This is a genomic window from Pseudomonas sp. ADAK2 TE3594 (assembly GCF_053628675.1).
Genome location: NZ_JBRJGV010000001.1, coordinates 2,142,025 through 2,159,179, shown reverse-complemented (window position 1 = coordinate 2,159,179; position 17,155 = coordinate 2,142,025). Strand labels below are relative to the sequence as shown.

The window sequence follows — 17,155 nt, the reverse complement described above, 5'->3', positions numbered from 1 at the left end:
AAGAGAACCGATCATGTCTGATAAGAAACCCACCCTGCGCTCCGCCCAATGGTTTGGCACCGCCGACAAGAACGGCTTCATGTACCGCAGCTGGATGAAGAATCAGGGCATCGCCGACCATCAGTTCCACGGCAAGCCGATCATCGGCATCTGCAACACCTGGTCGGAACTGACCCCGTGCAACGCGCATTTCCGCCAGATTGCGGAGCACGTCAAGCGCGGGGTGATCGAAGCCGGCGGCTTTCCAGTGGAATTCCCAGTGTTCTCCAACGGCGAATCGAACCTGCGCCCCACTGCCATGCTTACCCGCAACCTGGCGAGCATGGACGTCGAGGAAGCGATTCGCGGCAACCCGATCGATGGCGTGGTGTTGCTCACCGGCTGCGACAAAACCACCCCGGCGCTGCTGATGGGTGCGGCCAGTTGCGACGTGCCGGCGATCGTCGTGACTGGCGGGCCAATGCTCAACGGCAAGCACAAGGGCCAGGACATCGGCTCGGGCACGGTGGTCTGGCAGCTCAGCGAACAGGTCAAGGCTGGCACCATCACCCTCGATGATTTCCTCGCGGCCGAGGGCGGCATGTCGCGCTCGGCCGGTACCTGCAACACCATGGGCACGGCCTCGACCATGGCCTGCATGGCCGAAGCACTCGGCACTTCCCTGCCCCACAACGCGGCGATTCCGGCGGTCGATGCACGCCGTTATGTGTTGGCGCACATGTCGGGCATGCGCGCGGTGGAGATGGTTCGAGAAGACTTGAAACTGTCGAAAATCCTCACTAAGGAAGCCTTCGAAAACGCCATCCGGGTGAACGCCGCCATCGGCGGTTCGACCAACGCGGTGATCCACTTGAAAGCCATCGCCGGGCGCATCGGCGTCGAGCTGGACCTGGATGACTGGACCCGCATCGGTCGCGGCATGCCGACCATTGTCGACCTGCAACCCTCCGGGCGCTTCCTGATGGAAGAGTTCTACTACGCCGGCGGCTTGCCCGCCGTGCTGCGCCGCCTCGGCGAAGCCAACCTGATCCCTAACCCGAACGCCCTTACCGTCAACGGCAAAACCATCGGCGAGAACACCAAGGACGCGCCGATTTACGGTCAGGACGAAGTGATCCGCACCCTCGACAACCCGATCCGCGCCGACGGCGGCATCTGTGTGTTGCGCGGCAACCTGGCACCACTCGGCGCAGTGCTCAAACCCTCCGCCGCGAGTGCCGAATTGATGCAACACCGTGGCCGTGCGGTGGTGTTCGAGAACTTCGACATGTACAAGGCGCGGATCAACGATCCTGAACTGGATGTGGATGCCAATTCGATTCTGGTGATGAAAAACTGTGGACCAAAGGGTTATCCGGGCATGGCCGAAGTCGGCAACATGGGCTTGCCGGCCAAGCTGCTGGCCCAGGGTGTGACCGACATGGTGCGGATTTCCGACGCACGCATGAGCGGCACGGCGTATGGCACTGTTGTTCTGCATGTGGCACCGGAAGCGGCGGCTGGTGGGCCTTTGGCGACAGTGAAGGAAGGTGACTGGATCGAGCTAGATTGCGCCAACGGGCGTTTGCATCTCGACATCCCGGACGCCGAACTGGCAGCGCGCATGGCGGATCTGCAACCACCGCAACAGTTAATCGTGGGCGGTTATCGTCAGCTGTACATCGACCATGTGCTGCAGGCGGATCAGGGTTGCGACTTTGACTTCCTGGTCGGTTGCCGTGGGGCCGAGGTGCCGCGTCATTCTCACTAATCACCACCCCCCTGTGGGAGCGGGCTTGCCCGCGATAGCGGTGGATCAGTCGCCATCAATGTTGAATGTGATGGCCCCATCGCGGGCAAGCCCGCTCCCACATTTAATCCCCATCTGCTCCAGGACTGTGCTTGCTCTGGCGACCGTCCTCGCCGCGCCTGCTATCATGCGCAGCACCCCATCGCACAGGATCGCGCCGTTCCCCATGGATTACCGCAAACCCTCCGACCGCAAAAGCATGCACTCGCGCATCGTCCAGGAATTGGGCATGCAGATCGTCTCGGGACGGTTCAAACCTGACGACAAACTGCCCGCCGAAGCCCTGCTATGCGAGGAATACGCGGTCAGCCGGCCGGTGCTGCGCGAAGCCACTCGCGTATTGGTCGCCAAGGGCCTGGTGTATTCCCGTCCGCGGGTCGGTACGGTGGTCAAGCAGCGCAAGGAATGGCACATGCTCGACCCGGACGTGCTGCACTGGCTGATGCAAAGCAGCCCGCAAAATGAATTCTTCGATCTGCTGACCAGCGTGCGCAGCATCATCGAGCCGGCCGCCGCCGCATTGGCTGCGCAGTTCGCCACGGATGAAGACATCGCCTCCATCGGTGAAGCCTACCAACGCATGGAAGCTGCACCGACCCCGGAAGCGTTGTTGCAACCGGATCTGGATTTCCACAGCCGCATCGCCGACGCGACCCACAATGACTTGCTGGCGAACCTGTGCAACATGTTGTCGGTGGCGATTGCCGAAGCGTTGAAGCACTCCAACCAACGGCCGAATCTGCATGAATTGGCGATGCCACGGCACAAGGCGATCCTGACCGCCATCGAGAATCGCGATGCGCTGGGCGCGCGACATGCGACGCTGGTGCAGCTGGATGATGCGCGTAGTGCTTTGAATGTGGTGTTGGGCACTGATCCCTCATAACCACCACTAAACCCTGTGGGAGCAGGCTTGCCCGCGATTGCGGAGTGTCAGTCGATACAAACGTTGAATGTTAAGCCGTCATCGCGGGCAAGCCCGCTCCCACAGGGACTGGTATGAATTTCAGGTGTAAAAAAGCCGCAACCAAGGTTGCGGCTTTTCTGTTTCTGCCAGGGCTCAGTGAGCGAACAGCGAGTTGCCCTTCTGCCCTGCCAGTTTCTCCGGTTTGATCAGGAACCGAGCCAGCGCTGGCAGCAGCCACAACGCGCCGAACATGTTCCAGAGCAGCATGAAGGTCAGCATCAGGCCCATGTCGGCCTGGAACTTGATCGCCGAGAAGATCCAGGTGCACACGCCGATCGCCAGGCACAGACCGGTGAACAGCACGGCTTTACCGGTAGACTTCAGCGTCTGGTAGTACGCCTCTTGCAACGGCAGGCCAGCACGCAGGAAGCTTTCCAGACGGCTGTAGATGTAGATCCCGTAGTCCACGCCAATCCCCACCCCGAGCGCCACTACCGGCAAGGTCGCCACTTTCACGCCAATGCCCATGAACGCCATCAACGCGTTGCCGAGAACCGAGGTCAGTACCAGCGGCAGCACGATGCACAAGGTCGCCGCCCAGGAACGGAAGGTGATCATGCACATGGTCGCGACGCAGATGTACACCAGCACCAGAATGGTCAGTTCGGAGCGTTTGATCACCTCGTTGGTGGCCGCTTCGATCCCGGCATTACCGGCGGCGAGGATGAATTCCAGGCCTTCCTTGTTGTTCTCTTTGGCGAAGTCCTGCACCGCATGCACCGCGCGGTCCAGAGTTTCGGCCTTGTGGTCGTTGAGGAACACCAGCACCGGCGCCAGGGAGCAATTGTTGTTGTACAGGCCATCGGCACGGGCGATGGAGTTGTTCAGCACGTCCGGGTTGCGCGACAGGGTTTCCCATTTCAGGTTGCCCTCGTTCATGCCCTTGATCATCTGCTTGGACACGGTCACCAGCGAGATCGCCGACTGCACGCCCTCGGTGTTCTGCATCTTCCACATCAGCTCGTCGATCGGCGCCATGGCCTCATAACGCGAGCAACCTTCGGACTTGGTCTTGACCATCACCACCAATACGTCGGAACTGGTGGAGTAATTGTTGATGATGAAGCTGTTGTCCTTGTTGTAACGCGAGTCCGGACGCAGTTCCGGCGCGCCCTGGTCGAGGTCGCCGATCTTCAGGTTCTGGCTGTACCAGAGGCCGCCACCGAAAGCGATCAGCGCCAGGGCAATGGAAATCGGGGCGACTTTGGGGCTGGCAAAGTTCGACAGCAGGCGCCAGAACGGGTGTTCGCGGTGCGCGTCTTTCTTGCTGCGTTCGACGGCGCGCTTGCTGATACCCACGTAGGAAATCGCTACCGGCAGCAGGATCAGGTTGGTGAACACGATCACCGCCACGCCGATGGACGCGCCGATGGCCAGTTCACGAATCACGCCAATGTCGATGATCAGCAGCGTGATGAAGCCCACCGCATCCGCGAGGATCGCGATCATCCCCGGCAGGAACAGCTGACGAAAAGTGCGGCGTGCCGCAGTCAGCGCGTTCTCCGCCTCGCTGGACTGCAAGGCGATACCGTTGATTTTCTGCACGCCATGGGAAATCCCGATGGCGAAGATCAGAAACGGCACCAGCATCGAGTAGGGGTCAAGCCCGAAGCCGAAGAAGTGCATCAGGCCTAGCTGCCAGACCACCGCCACCAGCGTCGTGCTCAATACCGCCACGGTGCTGCGCATGCAGTTGGTGAACCAGTACAGCAGGATCAGGGTAATGACGAAGGCGACGCCGAAGAACATCACCACCATGACCAGCCCATCGATCAGGTCGCCGACTTTCTTGGCGAACCCGACAATGTGGATCTTCACGTTGGGGTTTTGGGCTTCGAACTTGTTGCGGATCTTGTCTTCGAGTTCGTGAGAGAACTTGCGGTAGTCCAGCGCCAGCAACTTGCCCTGGTCCTGCGGGTCCGGGTAGGACTCCAGCAGCGGGATGTCGACGATGCTCGACTTGAAGTCGTTGGCCACCAGCCGCCCGACTTGCCCGGACTTGAGTACGTTGTTGCGCAGCAGGTCGAGGCTTTGCTGGGAGCCGTTATAGCTCTGGGGAATCACTTCACCACCGGCGAAGCCCTCCTCCGTCACCTCGGTCCAGCGCACGCTCGGGCTCCACAGCGACTTGAGGCCGGAACGGTCTACGCCGGAGATGTAGAACACCTCGTCGTTGATCTGGCGCAGGGTCTCCATGTACTCCTTGGAGAAGATGTCGCCGTCGGTGGCTTCCACGGAAATCCGCACCGTGTTGCCCAGGTTCGCCAGATCGTTGCGGTGCTCCATCATTTTTTCAATGAACGGATGCTCGAGCGGGATCATTTTTTCGAAACTGGTGGACGGCCGGATCAGCGTTGCCTGCCAGAACAGGAAAACACTGACCAGCAGGCAGATGACGATGACTGCCGGGCGGTTGTTGAAGATCAGGCGTTCAAGAAACGTCGCCTTGTCCTGATGAGGAGTGCTTAAGGATGTCATAGACCCGCCTTCTTATTATTTGCCCGGCTCATTTGGACGACCCGTTTTTTCCATTCTCTGCGCCGGTGGGCGAAGTGACGCGAACGCCACCCTGTCCGGCCAGAATCAGATTGCCGTTACCTGCCGCAGTCACCGCCGAAACGGAAATGCGATCCGGGCGGTTGAACACACTGAAGGTTTCGCCGTCGTCGCTGCTGCGAATAATGCTGCCGCCGTTGCCGACGATCACGATGGAACCGTCATCGAGCAGCGTGGCGCCAGAAAGGCCGAACTCCAGTGCACCGCGTGCAGCCTTGAGCTCGACCTGCTCCCAGGTGCTGCCGAAATCCGTGGAACGGTACAGATTGCCGCGCAACCCGTAGGCCAGCAGCGTGGCCGGTTGCGCAGTGCCGATCACTCCGAACAGCGAGCCTTCGTAGGGGCCCTCAAGCTTTTCCCAGGTCTGCCCATCATCGACGGAGCGGAACATGCTGCCTTGTTCACCGACGATAAAAATGCCGGAATCCTTGACCGCGGCAATGGCGTTGAGGTGGAACTGGTCTTCGTTGTCGAGGCGATCGCTGACGTTTTCCCAGTTTTTACCGCCGTCGGTGGTTTCCAGCAAGGCACCGTAAGCGCCCACGGCAAAGCCGCTGTTAAGGTCCTTGAACCAGACGTCGAGCAGCGGCGATTCGCGTTTCAGGTCTTCGAATTGTTTGGTCCAGGTGATGCCGCCGTCTTCGCTGGCGAGGATCTGCGCGTCATGGCCAACGGCCCAGCCGTGTTTGTCATCGACAAAAAACACTGCCGTCAGCAGTTGCCGGGTCGGCACCTTGGCCTGGGTCCAGGTCACGCCCTGGTCATCGGAATACAGAATGTGCCCGCGATCGCCAACCGCCACCAGGCGTTTACCGGCGTGAACGACATCGAGCATCAGGCCTTTGCTGGCCTTGGCGGATTCAACGGAATAAACCACATCGGTGGCCGACGCGGCAGCGGCCAGCGCAGGCGCCGACAGCATGGTACAGCCCAACAGCGAGAGCGCTGTAGCCAGCAACGCGAACCTGCGTAACGCCGGCGGGCGGCAAATACTCACACCCATGACAGGCTCACTCATAGACCTTCCCCCATTATTATTGTTAGGTCGTTCAACCCTTCAGGGCGCCGTAAGGGGTGCTCATCGGGATTGACCTATTCAGGAGCATAGTCCTGAAACCCGCAATCCAGAGCCCCTTCGGAAGCTGGGCTTATCCTATCGGGGTTTGGAAAGGTCTGACAATCGACGCCACGTTATGTTTTGTTAACTGGAGGGGATATGGGTTGTGGGTGAATGAGGAGGTATTCGGAGGGGTGATTGGAGTTTGGGGTTTGGGTGTACATATCCGTTTCTACGATAGTGCCGGTTGACGGTTATTGCCCTTTGTAGGAGCGAGGCTTGCCCGCGAAGGCGGCCTGATAGCCAATTGGGGTCTTTGATCGTGTACATATCCATTTCTGCGGTCACGGCCGCTGGCGGTTTCGCTTTTACAGCGAGTCACTTTCGAAAAGCCTGCGCGGCCCGGCGGAAAGTAACCAAAGCGCTCTTGCCCCTATCGTTCGGTGCCTCGCTTAGGCTCGGCATGCCCTCGAGGGGGCGGTGCGTCAAGATCAAAAGCTGCAGGCGAGCTAACGCTCGGCCTGTTTAGTGGTGAAAAGCGCAGTGGTACGCCGCTCCATTGTGGGAGCTGACTTGTCGGGTTGCCGCATCGCTGCGATGGCGGCCTGTCAGCCGACCAATCTTCCCCGGATGTACCCACTCCAACTGTGCGAGCCTGCTCGCGAAGCTGTTGATCCTGCTGTTGCTTCGGCTTTGGATCTTGAACTTGATCTTGATCTACCCGCCCCTTCGGGAGGCTGAGTGGAGGTGTTCATCTGGGGATTGGCGCGCAGCGCCGTTCGACGCAGTCGAACCCATCGCATGTAGGTTGAAGCGAAGCCAACCGTAGGGCGATGCCCCCAGATGGATACCGAAGCGAAGGAACGCCGAGCCTCAGCGAGGGGCCGGACGCTTGGGGCGAGACCTTTTGGTTCCTTTTGGGGCGTTTGCCAAAAGGGACTCGCCGTAAGGGCGAAACCATAAGCTGCCGTTACCGCAGCAACGGATATGTACACCATCAAAAATCCCGGTCGGCTATCAGGCCGCCATCGCAGCGATGCGGCAACCCGACAAGCCAGCTCCCACAATTTGATCGGTATACATCCGCAAGAGACAGGTCGGCTATCAGGCCGCCTTCGCGAGCAAGCCCGCTCCCACAGGGGTCCGAGTGGACCCCGAAGGAGCAAGACCAAACTCAAGCCAGGCTTTTGCTGACCACTTCAAACACATCGCTGGACAGTTGCCCCGAAGCGCGAATCCGCTCCAGCTCACCTTTCATCAACGCCTGACGAGCCTCGTCGTATTTGCGCCACCGAGTCAGCGGCGCCAGTTGGCGAGAGGCGATCTGCGGGTTAAACCCGTTCAACTCGATCACCAGATCCGCCAGGAACCGATACCCGGAACCGTCGGCCGCGTGGAAGTTGATCAGGTTCTGCCCGGCAAACGCGCCGATCAGTGCCCGCACCTTGTTCGGGTTCTTGATCGTGAACGCCGGGTGTTGCATCAAGGCTTTGACCCGCTCCAGACCGCCCGGCAACGTGCTGCCGGCCTGGACGCTGAACCACTGATCCATGACCAGCGGATTGTCCTTGAAGTGCTCGGCGAAGCTCGCCAACGCCGTGGCTTTCTGCTCTTCGAATGGCGAATTGACCAACACCGCCAACGCCGTCAGACGCTCGGTCATGTTGTCGCTGGTGTCGAATTGTTCAAGGGTTGCCGCCAACACTTCCGGCTTGCCGCTGAGCATCAGGTACGACAGCGCAATGTTTTGCAGCGCGCGACGGGCAAAATGCTCGGCCTCGGCCACATACGGCGTTTTCTTCGAGAGATCGCGATTGGCCTGATAACGCAGCCACAATGCCTCGAACAAGCCTTCAGCCAATTGCTTACGGGCAAACTCGCGAGCCGTATGAATGGCGTCTACATCAGCCACTTCACTGATCTCGGTCAGATACGCCTCGCCCGGCAGCGAAAGCATTTCGGCGACCATGGCCTGATCCAGCGTCTCGTCGGACAGCACGGTACGCAGCGCTGCAACCAAACGCTGATCCAGTACCAGCGCTTCACCCTTCTGTTGCTGCTCGATCAACTCTTGCAGCACCTGCACCGACAATTGCTGACCGGCATCCCAGCGGTTGAAGCCGTCGCTGTCGTGCTGCATCAGGAACATCAGCTGATCACGGTTGTACGGGAAGCTCAGTTTCACCGGTGCCGAGAAGCCGCGCAGCAATGAAGGCAGCGGCTTTTGCGCAATGTCGACGAAGGTGAAGGTTTGCTCGGCTTCAGTCACCGAAATAACCCGCGATGTGCCTTGAGCACTGGCTTCACCGGCAAGACGCAAGGCAATTTCACCGCCCTTGCTGTCCAGCAGGCCCAGTTCCACCGGAATCACGAACGGCAGTTTTTCCACCTTGTCCGGGGTTTCCGGGCAGCTCTGGCGGAAGGTCAGGCTGTAGGTTTTTGCCGCTGCGTCGTAGGACTCGCTCACCGCCAAACGAGGCGTGCCGGCCTGGCTGTACCAGCGTTTGAATTGAGTCAGGTCAACGCCGTTGGCGTCTTCCATGGCCTTGATGAAGTCGTCGCAGGTCACGGCCTGGCCGTCATGGCGTTCGAAATAAAGGTCGCTGCCTTTGCGGAAGCCTTCGGCACCCAGCAAGGTGTGGATCATGCCAACCACTTCCGAACCCTTTTCGTACACGGTCAGGGTGTAGAAGTTGGAAATCTCGATGAAGCTGTCCGGGCGCACGGCGTGGGCCATCGGGCCGGCGTCTTCGGCGAACTGATGGGTACGCAGGTACGCCACATCCTGGATGCGTTTGACCGTGGCCGAGTTCATGTCGGCCGAGAACTCCGAATCCCGGAACACGGTGAAGCCTTCCTTGAGCGACAGCTGGAACCAGTCGCGGCAGGTCACGCGGTTGCCCGACCAGTTGTGGAAATATTCGTGGGCAACGATCGCTTCGACCCGCTGGTGTGCAGCGTCGGTGGCGGTTTCGGCGCGGGCCAGCACGGCGCTGGAGTTGAAGATGTTGAGGCCCTTGTTTTCCATGGCGCCCATGTTGAAGTCGTTGACCGCGACGATCATGAAGATGTCCAGGTCGTACTCACGACCGTAGACCTCTTCGTCCCAACGCATCGACTTCTTCAGGCTGTTCATCGCGTGCTGGCACTTGTCGATGTTTTCCGGCTCGACATAGATGCGCAGCGCCACGGAGCGCTCGGTCATGGTGGTGAAGGTGTCTTCGACGCACCACAGGTCACCGGCCACCAGCGCGAACAGGTAGGCAGGCTTCTTGAAAGGGTCTTCCCAGGTAGCCCAGTGCCGGCCGTCTTCGCCGGGACCCGAGGCAATCGGGTTGCCGTTGGACAGCAGAACCGGATAGCTGTGCTGTTCGGCAACCACCGTGGTGGTGAACGTGCTCATCACGTCCGGGCGGTCGAGGTAATAGGTGATCTTGCGGAAACCCTCGGCTTCGCACTGGGTGCAGAACATCGTGCCGGATTTGTACAGGCCTTCCAGGGCCGTGTTGGTTTCCGGGTGAATCCGGACGCTGGTGTCGACCGTGAAGCTTGTACTGGCCGGGTGCAGGGTCAGGTGATTCTCGGTCAGTTGGTAGTCGGCGGCGCTCAGTTCGCGATCGGCCAACGTCACCGACAACAGATCGAGTTGCTGGCCATCCAGCACCAGCGGCGGCAGGCCCGGGCCACGTTCAGGATTGCGGCGCATCACCAGTTGCGCATGGACCAGGCTGTGGTCCTCGAACAACTCGAAGGTCAGGTGCGTCTCGTCGATCAGGTACTCGGGCGCCTGATAGTCCTTCAGGTAGATCATCTTCGGTTGTTCGGTGCGCATACTGGAGTCCTTACTGATGCACGGCGAGCTGGTAGGCCGTGTATTTACGAATATTGATCACGCCGGTGTCGAAAATCAGGTACTGGCCCTTGATCCCCAGCAGCGTGCCTTCGGCAATCGGGTTCTTGTCCAGGTTGAAGCTGACAATCTTGGCTGGGTATTGCTCGATCGGATAGCGGATTTCCAGAGGTTCTACATCGGTAATTGTCTGGATTGCTTGTAGGCCAAATCGTTCCTGCAAATTTTGCAAACCTTGCGCACAGCTCTCGAATAGCTGATCGCGAACCTGCGCCAGGTCCACAGATACGGCATCGCCCTTGAGTAAAGCACGCCAATTGGTCTTGTCGGCGACCTGGCTGCGGAACAGGTCTTCGACGAAACCGGACTGCTGACGGGTCGCGACGCGCATGATCGGCAAGGCCTGGCTGGCGCCCTGATCGAGCCAACGGGTTGGCAGCTGGGTGGCGCGGGTAATCCCGACCTTGATCCCTGACGAGTTGGCCAGGTAAACCACATGGTCAGTCATGCAGAATTTTTCGCCCCACGCAGGCTCGCGGCAGGTGCCGGCGTCGTAGTGGCAACGTTCCGGGCTCATGATGCAGATGTCGCACTGCGCCAGTTTGGTCATGCACGGGTAGCAGTAACCCTGGCTGAAGCTGGTTTTGGTTTTGCGTCCGCAATGGGTGCAGTGGATCGCCCCCAGGTATTCCAGGCGCACCGTGGTGCCGATCAACGGATTGACCGGTACCTCGGCGTCGCCCAGACGAAAAGCGTACTGCACGTTCGGCCCGTCAAGGCGCGCCGACATTTTGCTGATTGCACCGCGGCCAATCTCGATCAATGGATGGCATCCGATTTGAACAGGATGTTTGGCACTTCGATCGACTTCGACGAGCACTCCTGCGGGCCCATGTAGCCGGTGCGCTCTTCCTCCGGCAGGTTCTGGATTTCCCAGGCGATCATCGCTTGCAGGGACAGTTCGCGCTGCTCGGCGGTGAGTTTGCCACCGTCGGACCATTTGCCGATTTCCACCGCCAGTTTCAGGCTCTGGTAGATATCCGGGGTGATGTTTTTGATCATTTCAACGAAAGACGACATGCTGAACACTCTCCAATGAATGTCGCTAGTTTAACGGTGGTGATGGCGCGGTGCACTGCCGGGCATCAGGTCAACGGCAGATCGACAGGCGTGAAGCCTGCCGGCCTAGAACTCCCTGGAAAGCTTTACCTGGGTCAACTCTTTTTCCATCAGGCGCCTGAAAATCTGTGGCGCCGTGAAGGTGTAGAGGGCAAAACCCAGCCATAGCCAATCAATGATCTCGGCGGCCCCCGAATAGCCCTGGCTACTGACGGTGATCACGGTGACCCGGTAGACCACGAACATCGCCAGCAACAGGACGATGCCACGGGTGGTTCCGCGCTCGGTCAGCCAACTGTTGAATCGCCACCACCCCCCCATGAACAGATTGCTGCGTGCTTTGACCGCTGTCAGCAGTCCCAGCGCCGCAACATCGTTGGCGTTTTCTTGCAGGGCCCAGATCGCGTGCTCCCGAGCGCCATTGATATCGCCCTGACGCAATAACAGATGACCCAGCACCACAACGGCCGCGGTGTGACCCGGGTCGGCCTGTAGGGCCTGGCGGGCAAAAGCCTGCGCTTGCTCCCATTGACCGCACGCCCGGTGATACTCGGCCATGGCCACCAGGTTGGCCGCCTCATCCGGCTGCAACTCCAAGGCCTTTTCCAGCAGTGGCAAGCTTTGGCTCGAGCGGTCGGTCAATCGATAAAGATCGGCCAGGCTGCGGTAATACCGGGGTTCCATGGGCTCCATGTCAAGCAACTGCACCAGGTGCTGTTCGGCGCTCTTGAACTGACGGGAAGCCATGTCTACCAACGCCGCCGCGTAATGCGCCAATGGCAGCAATGGATCTGCCGCCAGCGCCAGGTGCGCTTCGTGACGCGCGGCGTGAAGACGGCGCATGTTCAACAGACACAGAGCGAGCAGTCCGTGAGCCTCGGCACACTCCGGGTCATCAGCGAGCAATTGCCGCAAGCTGTCGATAGCACCTTCATTGTGGCCGGTGTTCAAACGCTGGTAAGCCACTTCGAGTAGATAGGACATGTTCATCAGCTCATCACCAGATACCAAAGGGTGGCTGGCACCAATTTGATCACAAAGCCCTTCAAGACGAAGGCGCCCCCCAGGGCTACCAATGGCGCGAACCGGTTGAGTACCCCGCCGTAGTATTGATACAACTCAATGGTGGCGTTCTGCAGATTGAACAGCACGTAGCCGATCGACAACTTCCACACCACCAGCACCAACAGGGCGTACTGGATCCGGCTTTGATTGGCGAGATAACCCGCTTCAACCAGATTGATCAGGACCAGGCCGATGATCAGACTGCCCACGGCACCGACGGCAACCCAGATCCATTCTTTCACACGATTGGGACTGCCGACGGCAATCGAGTTCAGCACAAACCACGGCAAACCCAGCCATAGTCCCCCCATCATCAGGCCCAGCAATGGCCAGAATGGCGACACTGCAAATCTGGCCAAGGCACCGGGGCGCGGCTCATCCTCAATCCGGTAGACACTTTGAGTAGCCATCAACGCCCCTTGCCATGCTTGTCGAGGAAGGCCAGCACTTCATCGTACTGATTGCCCTCGTTGGCATAACGCGCGTAATTGCGCGCCGTGGTCAGCCACTCCAGCGTGGTGGCACGCACCTCTTTCAATGCCTGCTTGAAGTGCCGGTCGCAGATCGGCTGTTCGGCACCGTTGCTGATCGACTCTTCAATGGCTTCATCGGCTGCAGTTTCCACCAGTTCGCTGAGATCAGCCCCGGAGAATCCCGAGGTATTTTTTGCCAGGAAACCGAAGTCAATGTCGTCGGCCAGCGGCCGCCCCTTGACCATCAACTGCAGCATGTTTTCCCGGGCGACACGGTCCGGCGGCGGCACGAATAGCACCCGATCAAACCGACCCGGACGACGAAACGCTGAATCCACCGACCATGGCACGTTCGTCGCCGCGAGGATCAGCACTCCGTGGTTGTCATGGGTAAAGCCATCCATTTCCGAAAGGAACTGGCTGACCAGTTTTGACGAGGTGGACTCGCGGGTATTGGAGCGTTTGCCTCCTAGCGCTTCGACCTCATCAAAAAACATTACCGCGGGCGCCTGGGCTCGCGCCTGTTCGAACAAAGCGTGCAGTTTGCGCTCGGACTCACCGATGTACATGTCCAGTACGTCGGAGATCGCTACGTTGAAAAACTTGGCCTTGCACTCGCCGGCAGTGGCCCTGGCCAACAAGGTCTTGCCGCAGCCCGGCGGACCGTACAACAAGACCCCGCCGCCAACGCGTTTACGAAAGCGCTCGAACAGGCCCGGCTTTTGATACGGCAGGATGATCTTTTTGTGGATGGTTTTTTTCAGCTCGTCCAGACCACCAATGTCATCAAAGGTCACCGCCTCTTCGTCCGGCACCAGCAGTCGGCGCACTTCGGTCTGGTCGGTGTCATCGTTGGAGATGACCCGCAACCGTGGGCGCCCTTCAGCAGCGGGGAAATCCACCACCGACACGCTGAGTCGACGCCACAGCGCCATGTCTTCAAGCGAAGGATTGGCGCTGATAGCCGCGCGGTATTCCACCTGCGCGTCCTTGAGTCGATTGAGGTCTGCCAGTGCCCGGGCCCGCAGGAGTTGCGAGCCTGGATCATCGCCAGTGCTCAGATCCAAGGCTTTCTGCGCCTGACCAGCCGCCAAGTACAGTTGTGCCGCAAGCGGCTTCAGTGCCTCGGCGTCCGTCAGTAGGCCCATCTCGTCGGGAAGCAACTTCAGCCCCCGCTCGTAATCGCCGCGCTCAAGACAAGCCTTGAGTAACAATGTGATCAGCGCGACGTTCCCGGGCGAAGCGAGCAACGCAGCTTCCAGTTGGTCCAGAGTCGAGTCATCCATGGAGAATCCTTGTGACAGCCAGTTGCTGATTGAAAAAACAGAAGGTGTGGCCCAGGCTCATGCCAATATCTCCGGCCGCTCGACATCGATCCAGACAAATTTATGCGGGTCGAGACGGGTTTCCTGATCCAGACGATAAGCGACCAGTTTGCCGTAGAGCACCGCGCTGTAATCCAGGCAGGCCAGGTTCGGACGGATCGGCGCCGGTTTGCCGCTGCGCCAGTAGTGACCGACGAACAACAGCGGTTCATCGACACCGTAACGCAGCAAGTTGTCTTTTTCGCTGGACGACAGCGGCGTGCGGGCCACAGGCTCAGGCAAGGCGTCGGGCTGGAACACGATGTCTCCGTAGGTTTGCGGGTCGTCTTCCCAGAACTTGGTGCGGAAAAACGAGCGCGTCAGACCGTCGCCGCTGGTCATGGTCAACCCGTGGGGCAAGCGCATGTCGGTGCCGCGCAATAGGCGATCGAACACGGTGCAGGCAAAACTACCCGGCACCGCGGAGGCCTGGAGGAAGTGCTCATCGATGCAACCGTCGGGGAACAACCCGCGCAACGGCTCGATCAGGCCGGCATCCCAGCAGGCATGCACCACGCGGAATCGCCCGGCATCGACGAACAAAGGCAGCTTATAAAACCATTGCAGGAAGTCATGCCATTCCGCGGGATGGTCTTCGAACTGGGTCAGGGTTTCCTTGAGCAGGCGCGCGTGGCGCGGCGTATGTTCACGCACGAACTGCTGGCCACTACCCGGCAGCGCCGGCGTGCTCCAGCCGAGGGCGTTGAATTCATGGTTGCCCATGATGCACAGCGCCTGACCGGCCTCGACCATGTCGTGGACGATGTGCAGCGCCTCGCGAATCCGTGGGCCGCGGTCGATGATGTCGCCGAGAAACACCGCCATGCGCGACGGATGCCGCCAGACGCCAGCCTGTTTGTGGTAACCGAGCCGGTCGAGCAAGTGCTCAAGGGTCAGAGCGCAACCGTGCACGTCACCGATCAGGTCGTAGCTACGCGCGGGATCGAGCATCAGTCGCCTCCACCACCCAACTTGCTGCCCCAGCCGAGCTTGGTCCGGCAGACTTCATAGTAGTTGTGGTCCAGCGGATGAATCAGCCGCAGTTTCTGCGCTTTCTTGCTGATGGTGATGGTGTCACCGGGCGCGCAGGTGAAATGATTCTGCCCGTCACAGGAAACTTGCGGGTAAATCTGCATATCTTTGGACACGACGATTTTCAGCTCACTGTTGCCATCGACCACGATCGGCCTGCCTGACAAGGTATGGGGGTACATCGGCACAATCACAATAGCGTCGAGCTTGGGGTGCATGATCGGGCCACCCGCCGACAGCGCGTAGGCGGTCGAACCGGTCGGCGTGGCGACGATCAGGCCGTCGGCCTTCTGGCTGCAGACGAACTGGCCGTCGATGTACAACTCGAACTCGATCATCCGCGTCGATTTACCGGGGTGCAGCACTACGTCGTTCAACGCATCGCCCTGGCCGATGGCCTCCGCATGGCGCCGAACTTCGGCCTGCAGCAGGAAGCGGTTTTCCACCAGATAGTGGCCGTCGAGCACTTCGGCGACTTTGACTTCCAGCTCATCGGGGCGAATATCGGTCAGGAACCCCAGGCTGCCACGGTTGATGCCGAGCACCGGAATATTGTGTCGGGCCAGCGCCCGGGCGGCGCCCAGCAGGCTGCCGTCACCACCGACCACAATCACCATGTCACACACTTCACCGAGCATCTTGCGTGACGAAGTTTGCAGGCCATGACCCGGCAGGACTTCGGCGATGGTGTCTTCGAGGATCACGTGCAGGTGACGATCGAGCAGAAACCGTTTCAGTCGGCGGACGGTATCCAGCACCTGAGAACTGCCCAGGCGACCGATGATGCCGATATTACGAAATTGCTCCATGGGGCTCCTGCGAGGGTCTGCGGCGGCGAAAAACACGATTATGGGCGAAAGCGCGGCGTAGACAAAACCCTTTCAGCCACGAGTGAAGAGGCTATGCTCGCAAGATGATCCTATTTCCAGATTTGCTCCAGTTACCTCACCAGTTGCGCCACCCTGAAGTGCGCGACCTGGCTTGGGTCATCCTCGCGCCGCCGATGCTCAGCGTCACCCCGTGGCCGCAGCGTCATCCGCTGGCGGGCAGCGACTGGGTGCAGGCACCGGAGTGCCTGGAACACTGGCTCAGGCAACTGGATCGCGACAGTTACGACCTGCTGCACTGGCTGGCCCAGGCCAGGACCCGGCGGCTGGGTCTGTACTACGAGCGGCTGTGGCAATACGCCGTGCGACACGCGCCGGGCATCGAACTGATTGCCGCCAACATGCCGATCCGCCGTGAAGGCCACACCCTGGGTGAGCTGGACATGCTGCTGCGTGATCGCGATGGCGTGCATCACCTGGAACTGGCGATCAAGCTCTATCTTGGGCCACAGAACGGTGACGGCCATGACGCCGCGCAGTGGCTCGGACCGGGTTGTCATGATCGGCTCGACCGTAAACTGAAGCACCTGAGCCAGCATCAATTACCGATTTCCGCGCGAGCGGAAAGCCGTGCAGTGCTGGCGTCGCTGGATATCCAGCAGTTCAGTGCACATCTATGGCTGGGCGGCTATCTGCTCTATCCGTGGCCCGGGCAGTCCGAGTCACCGAGCGGCGCGCACCCTCAACATTTGCGCGGTAGCTGGCTGCATCAGAAGGACTGGACAGATTTTGTCGTGCAGCGCCCGTTCGGTCGCTGGCAACCCCTGCCCCGCCATGCCTGGCTGGCACCGGCGCACTATCCCGAAGAGCAGACCTGGAGCGCTGAACAGCTGAGTGCATGGCTGAGCGATCTGGACCCGCTGGCACCGGCGCAATTGATGGTGCGGCTGACAGAAAATACGAATGGGGATTGGGAAGAAGCCGAGCGGCTGTTTCTGGTGTCCGATCTTTGGCCGAATGTGCCGGGTAATGGTTGAGTTTTTGTGATGACTGGAC

The 17,155-nt window shown here is 59.9% G+C and carries 13 protein-coding genes; 3 read left to right on the top strand and 10 right to left on the bottom strand.

Annotation, left to right across the window (positions count from 1 at the left end; genetic code table 11):
* Positions 1 to 13: 13 nt before the first annotated feature.
* Both AB7M22_RS09940 and AB7M22_RS09935 read left to right on the top strand, forming a co-directional pair.
* A complete protein-coding gene (locus tag AB7M22_RS09940; RefSeq protein ID WP_007901147.1) occupies positions 14 to 1,750 on the top strand; it encodes an IlvD/Edd family dehydratase in 1,737 nt (578 codons plus the stop codon).
* Positions 1,751 to 1,955: 205 nt separating this feature from the next.
* The gene (locus AB7M22_RS09935; protein ID WP_032835696.1) at positions 1,956 to 2,675 is read left to right on the top strand and encodes a FadR/GntR family transcriptional regulator; all 720 of its coding nucleotides are present in this window, start codon (positions 1,956 to 1,958) and stop codon (positions 2,673 to 2,675) included.
* 174 nt (positions 2,676 to 2,849) lie between these two features.
* Here AB7M22_RS09935 and AB7M22_RS09930 read toward each other — a convergent pair whose 3' ends face one another.
* From AB7M22_RS09930 to AB7M22_RS09885, 10 genes are all read right to left on the bottom strand, one after another.
* Entirely contained in the window at positions 2,850 to 5,234 is a 2,385-nt protein-coding gene (locus AB7M22_RS09930) for an efflux RND transporter permease subunit (RefSeq protein WP_007901145.1), read from the bottom strand.
* Positions 5,235 to 5,262: 28 nt separating this feature from the next.
* A complete protein-coding gene (locus AB7M22_RS09925) occupies positions 5,263 to 6,330 on the bottom strand; it encodes a WD40/YVTN/BNR-like repeat-containing protein (protein WP_454186126.1) in 1,068 nt (355 codons plus the stop codon).
* A 1,213-nt stretch (positions 6,331 to 7,543) separates the two neighbouring features.
* Positions 7,544 to 10,201 (bottom strand): aminopeptidase N, encoded by a 2,658-nt coding sequence (pepN, locus tag AB7M22_RS09920; RefSeq protein WP_454186125.1) that lies wholly within the window; start codon positions 10,199 to 10,201, stop codon positions 7,544 to 7,546.
* A gap of 10 nt (positions 10,202 to 10,211) precedes the next feature.
* Positions 10,212 to 11,042: a DUF2797 domain-containing protein gene (locus tag AB7M22_RS09915; RefSeq protein ID WP_008014560.1), complete on the bottom strand. Its 831-nt coding sequence runs from the start codon at positions 11,040 to 11,042 to the stop codon at positions 10,212 to 10,214.
* A complete protein-coding gene (locus tag AB7M22_RS09910) occupies positions 11,039 to 11,299 on the bottom strand; it encodes a YeaC family protein (RefSeq protein ID WP_454186124.1) in 261 nt (86 codons plus the stop codon). Before AB7M22_RS09910 ends, AB7M22_RS09915 begins: the two co-directional genes overlap by 4 nt.
* A gap of 105 nt (positions 11,300 to 11,404) precedes the next feature.
* On the bottom strand, positions 11,405 to 12,322 hold the full coding sequence (locus AB7M22_RS09905; protein WP_454186123.1) for a tetratricopeptide repeat protein: 918 nt from the start codon (positions 12,320 to 12,322) through the stop codon (positions 11,405 to 11,407).
* 5 nt (positions 12,323 to 12,327) lie between these two features.
* On the bottom strand, positions 12,328 to 12,813 hold the full coding sequence (locus AB7M22_RS09900) for a hypothetical protein (protein WP_454186122.1): 486 nt from the start codon (positions 12,811 to 12,813) through the stop codon (positions 12,328 to 12,330).
* A complete protein-coding gene (locus AB7M22_RS09895; protein WP_454186121.1) occupies positions 12,813 to 14,162 on the bottom strand; it encodes an AAA family ATPase in 1,350 nt (449 codons plus the stop codon). The genes AB7M22_RS09900 and AB7M22_RS09895 overlap by 1 nt, the downstream gene beginning before the upstream one ends.
* Before the next feature lie 57 nt (positions 14,163 to 14,219).
* Entirely contained in the window at positions 14,220 to 15,194 is a 975-nt protein-coding gene (locus AB7M22_RS09890; protein ID WP_454188783.1) for a metallophosphoesterase, read from the bottom strand.
* Positions 15,191 to 16,081: an NAD(+) kinase gene (locus AB7M22_RS09885; RefSeq protein ID WP_007906781.1), complete on the bottom strand. Its 891-nt coding sequence runs from the start codon at positions 16,079 to 16,081 to the stop codon at positions 15,191 to 15,193. Before AB7M22_RS09885 ends, AB7M22_RS09890 begins: the two co-directional genes overlap by 4 nt.
* Before the next feature lie 104 nt (positions 16,082 to 16,185).
* Here AB7M22_RS09885 and AB7M22_RS09880 point away from each other — a divergent pair, with 104 nt between their 5' ends.
* On the top strand, positions 16,186 to 17,136 hold the full coding sequence (locus tag AB7M22_RS09880; RefSeq protein ID WP_454186120.1) for a DUF1853 family protein: 951 nt from the start codon (positions 16,186 to 16,188) through the stop codon (positions 17,134 to 17,136).
* Positions 17,137 to 17,155: the final 19 nt, after the last annotated feature.

Excerpts from the sequence above, each read along its gene's own strand:
- AB7M22_RS09935 (WP_032835696.1), top strand. The coding sequence starts at position 1,956 with ATGGATTACCGCAAACCCTCCGACCGCAAAAGCATGCACTCGCGCATC.
- AB7M22_RS09925 (WP_454186126.1), bottom strand. The coding sequence starts at position 6,330 with ATGAGTGAGCCTGTCATGGGTGTGAGTATTTGCCGCCCGCCGGCGTTA.
- AB7M22_RS09900 (WP_454186122.1), bottom strand. The coding sequence starts at position 12,813 with ATGGCTACTCAAAGTGTCTACCGGATTGAGGATGAGCCGCGCCCCGGT.
- AB7M22_RS09940 (WP_007901147.1), top strand. The coding sequence starts at position 14 with ATGTCTGATAAGAAACCCACCCTGCGCTCCGCCCAATGGTTTGGCACC.
- AB7M22_RS09930 (WP_007901145.1), bottom strand. The coding sequence starts at position 5,234 with ATGACATCCTTAAGCACTCCTCATCAGGACAAGGCGACGTTTCTTGAA.
- AB7M22_RS09880 (WP_454186120.1), top strand. The coding sequence starts at position 16,186 with ATGATCCTATTTCCAGATTTGCTCCAGTTACCTCACCAGTTGCGCCAC.
- AB7M22_RS09895 (WP_454186121.1), bottom strand. The coding sequence starts at position 14,162 with ATGGATGACTCGACTCTGGACCAACTGGAAGCTGCGTTGCTCGCTTCG.
- AB7M22_RS09885 (WP_007906781.1), bottom strand. The coding sequence starts at position 16,081 with ATGGAGCAATTTCGTAATATCGGCATCATCGGTCGCCTGGGCAGTTCT.
- pepN (WP_454186125.1), bottom strand. The coding sequence starts at position 10,201 with ATGCGCACCGAACAACCGAAGATGATCTACCTGAAGGACTATCAGGCG.
- AB7M22_RS09905 (WP_454186123.1), bottom strand. The coding sequence starts at position 12,322 with ATGTCCTATCTACTCGAAGTGGCTTACCAGCGTTTGAACACCGGCCAC.
- AB7M22_RS09910 (WP_454186124.1), bottom strand. The coding sequence starts at position 11,299 with ATGTCGTCTTTCGTTGAAATGATCAAAAACATCACCCCGGATATCTAC.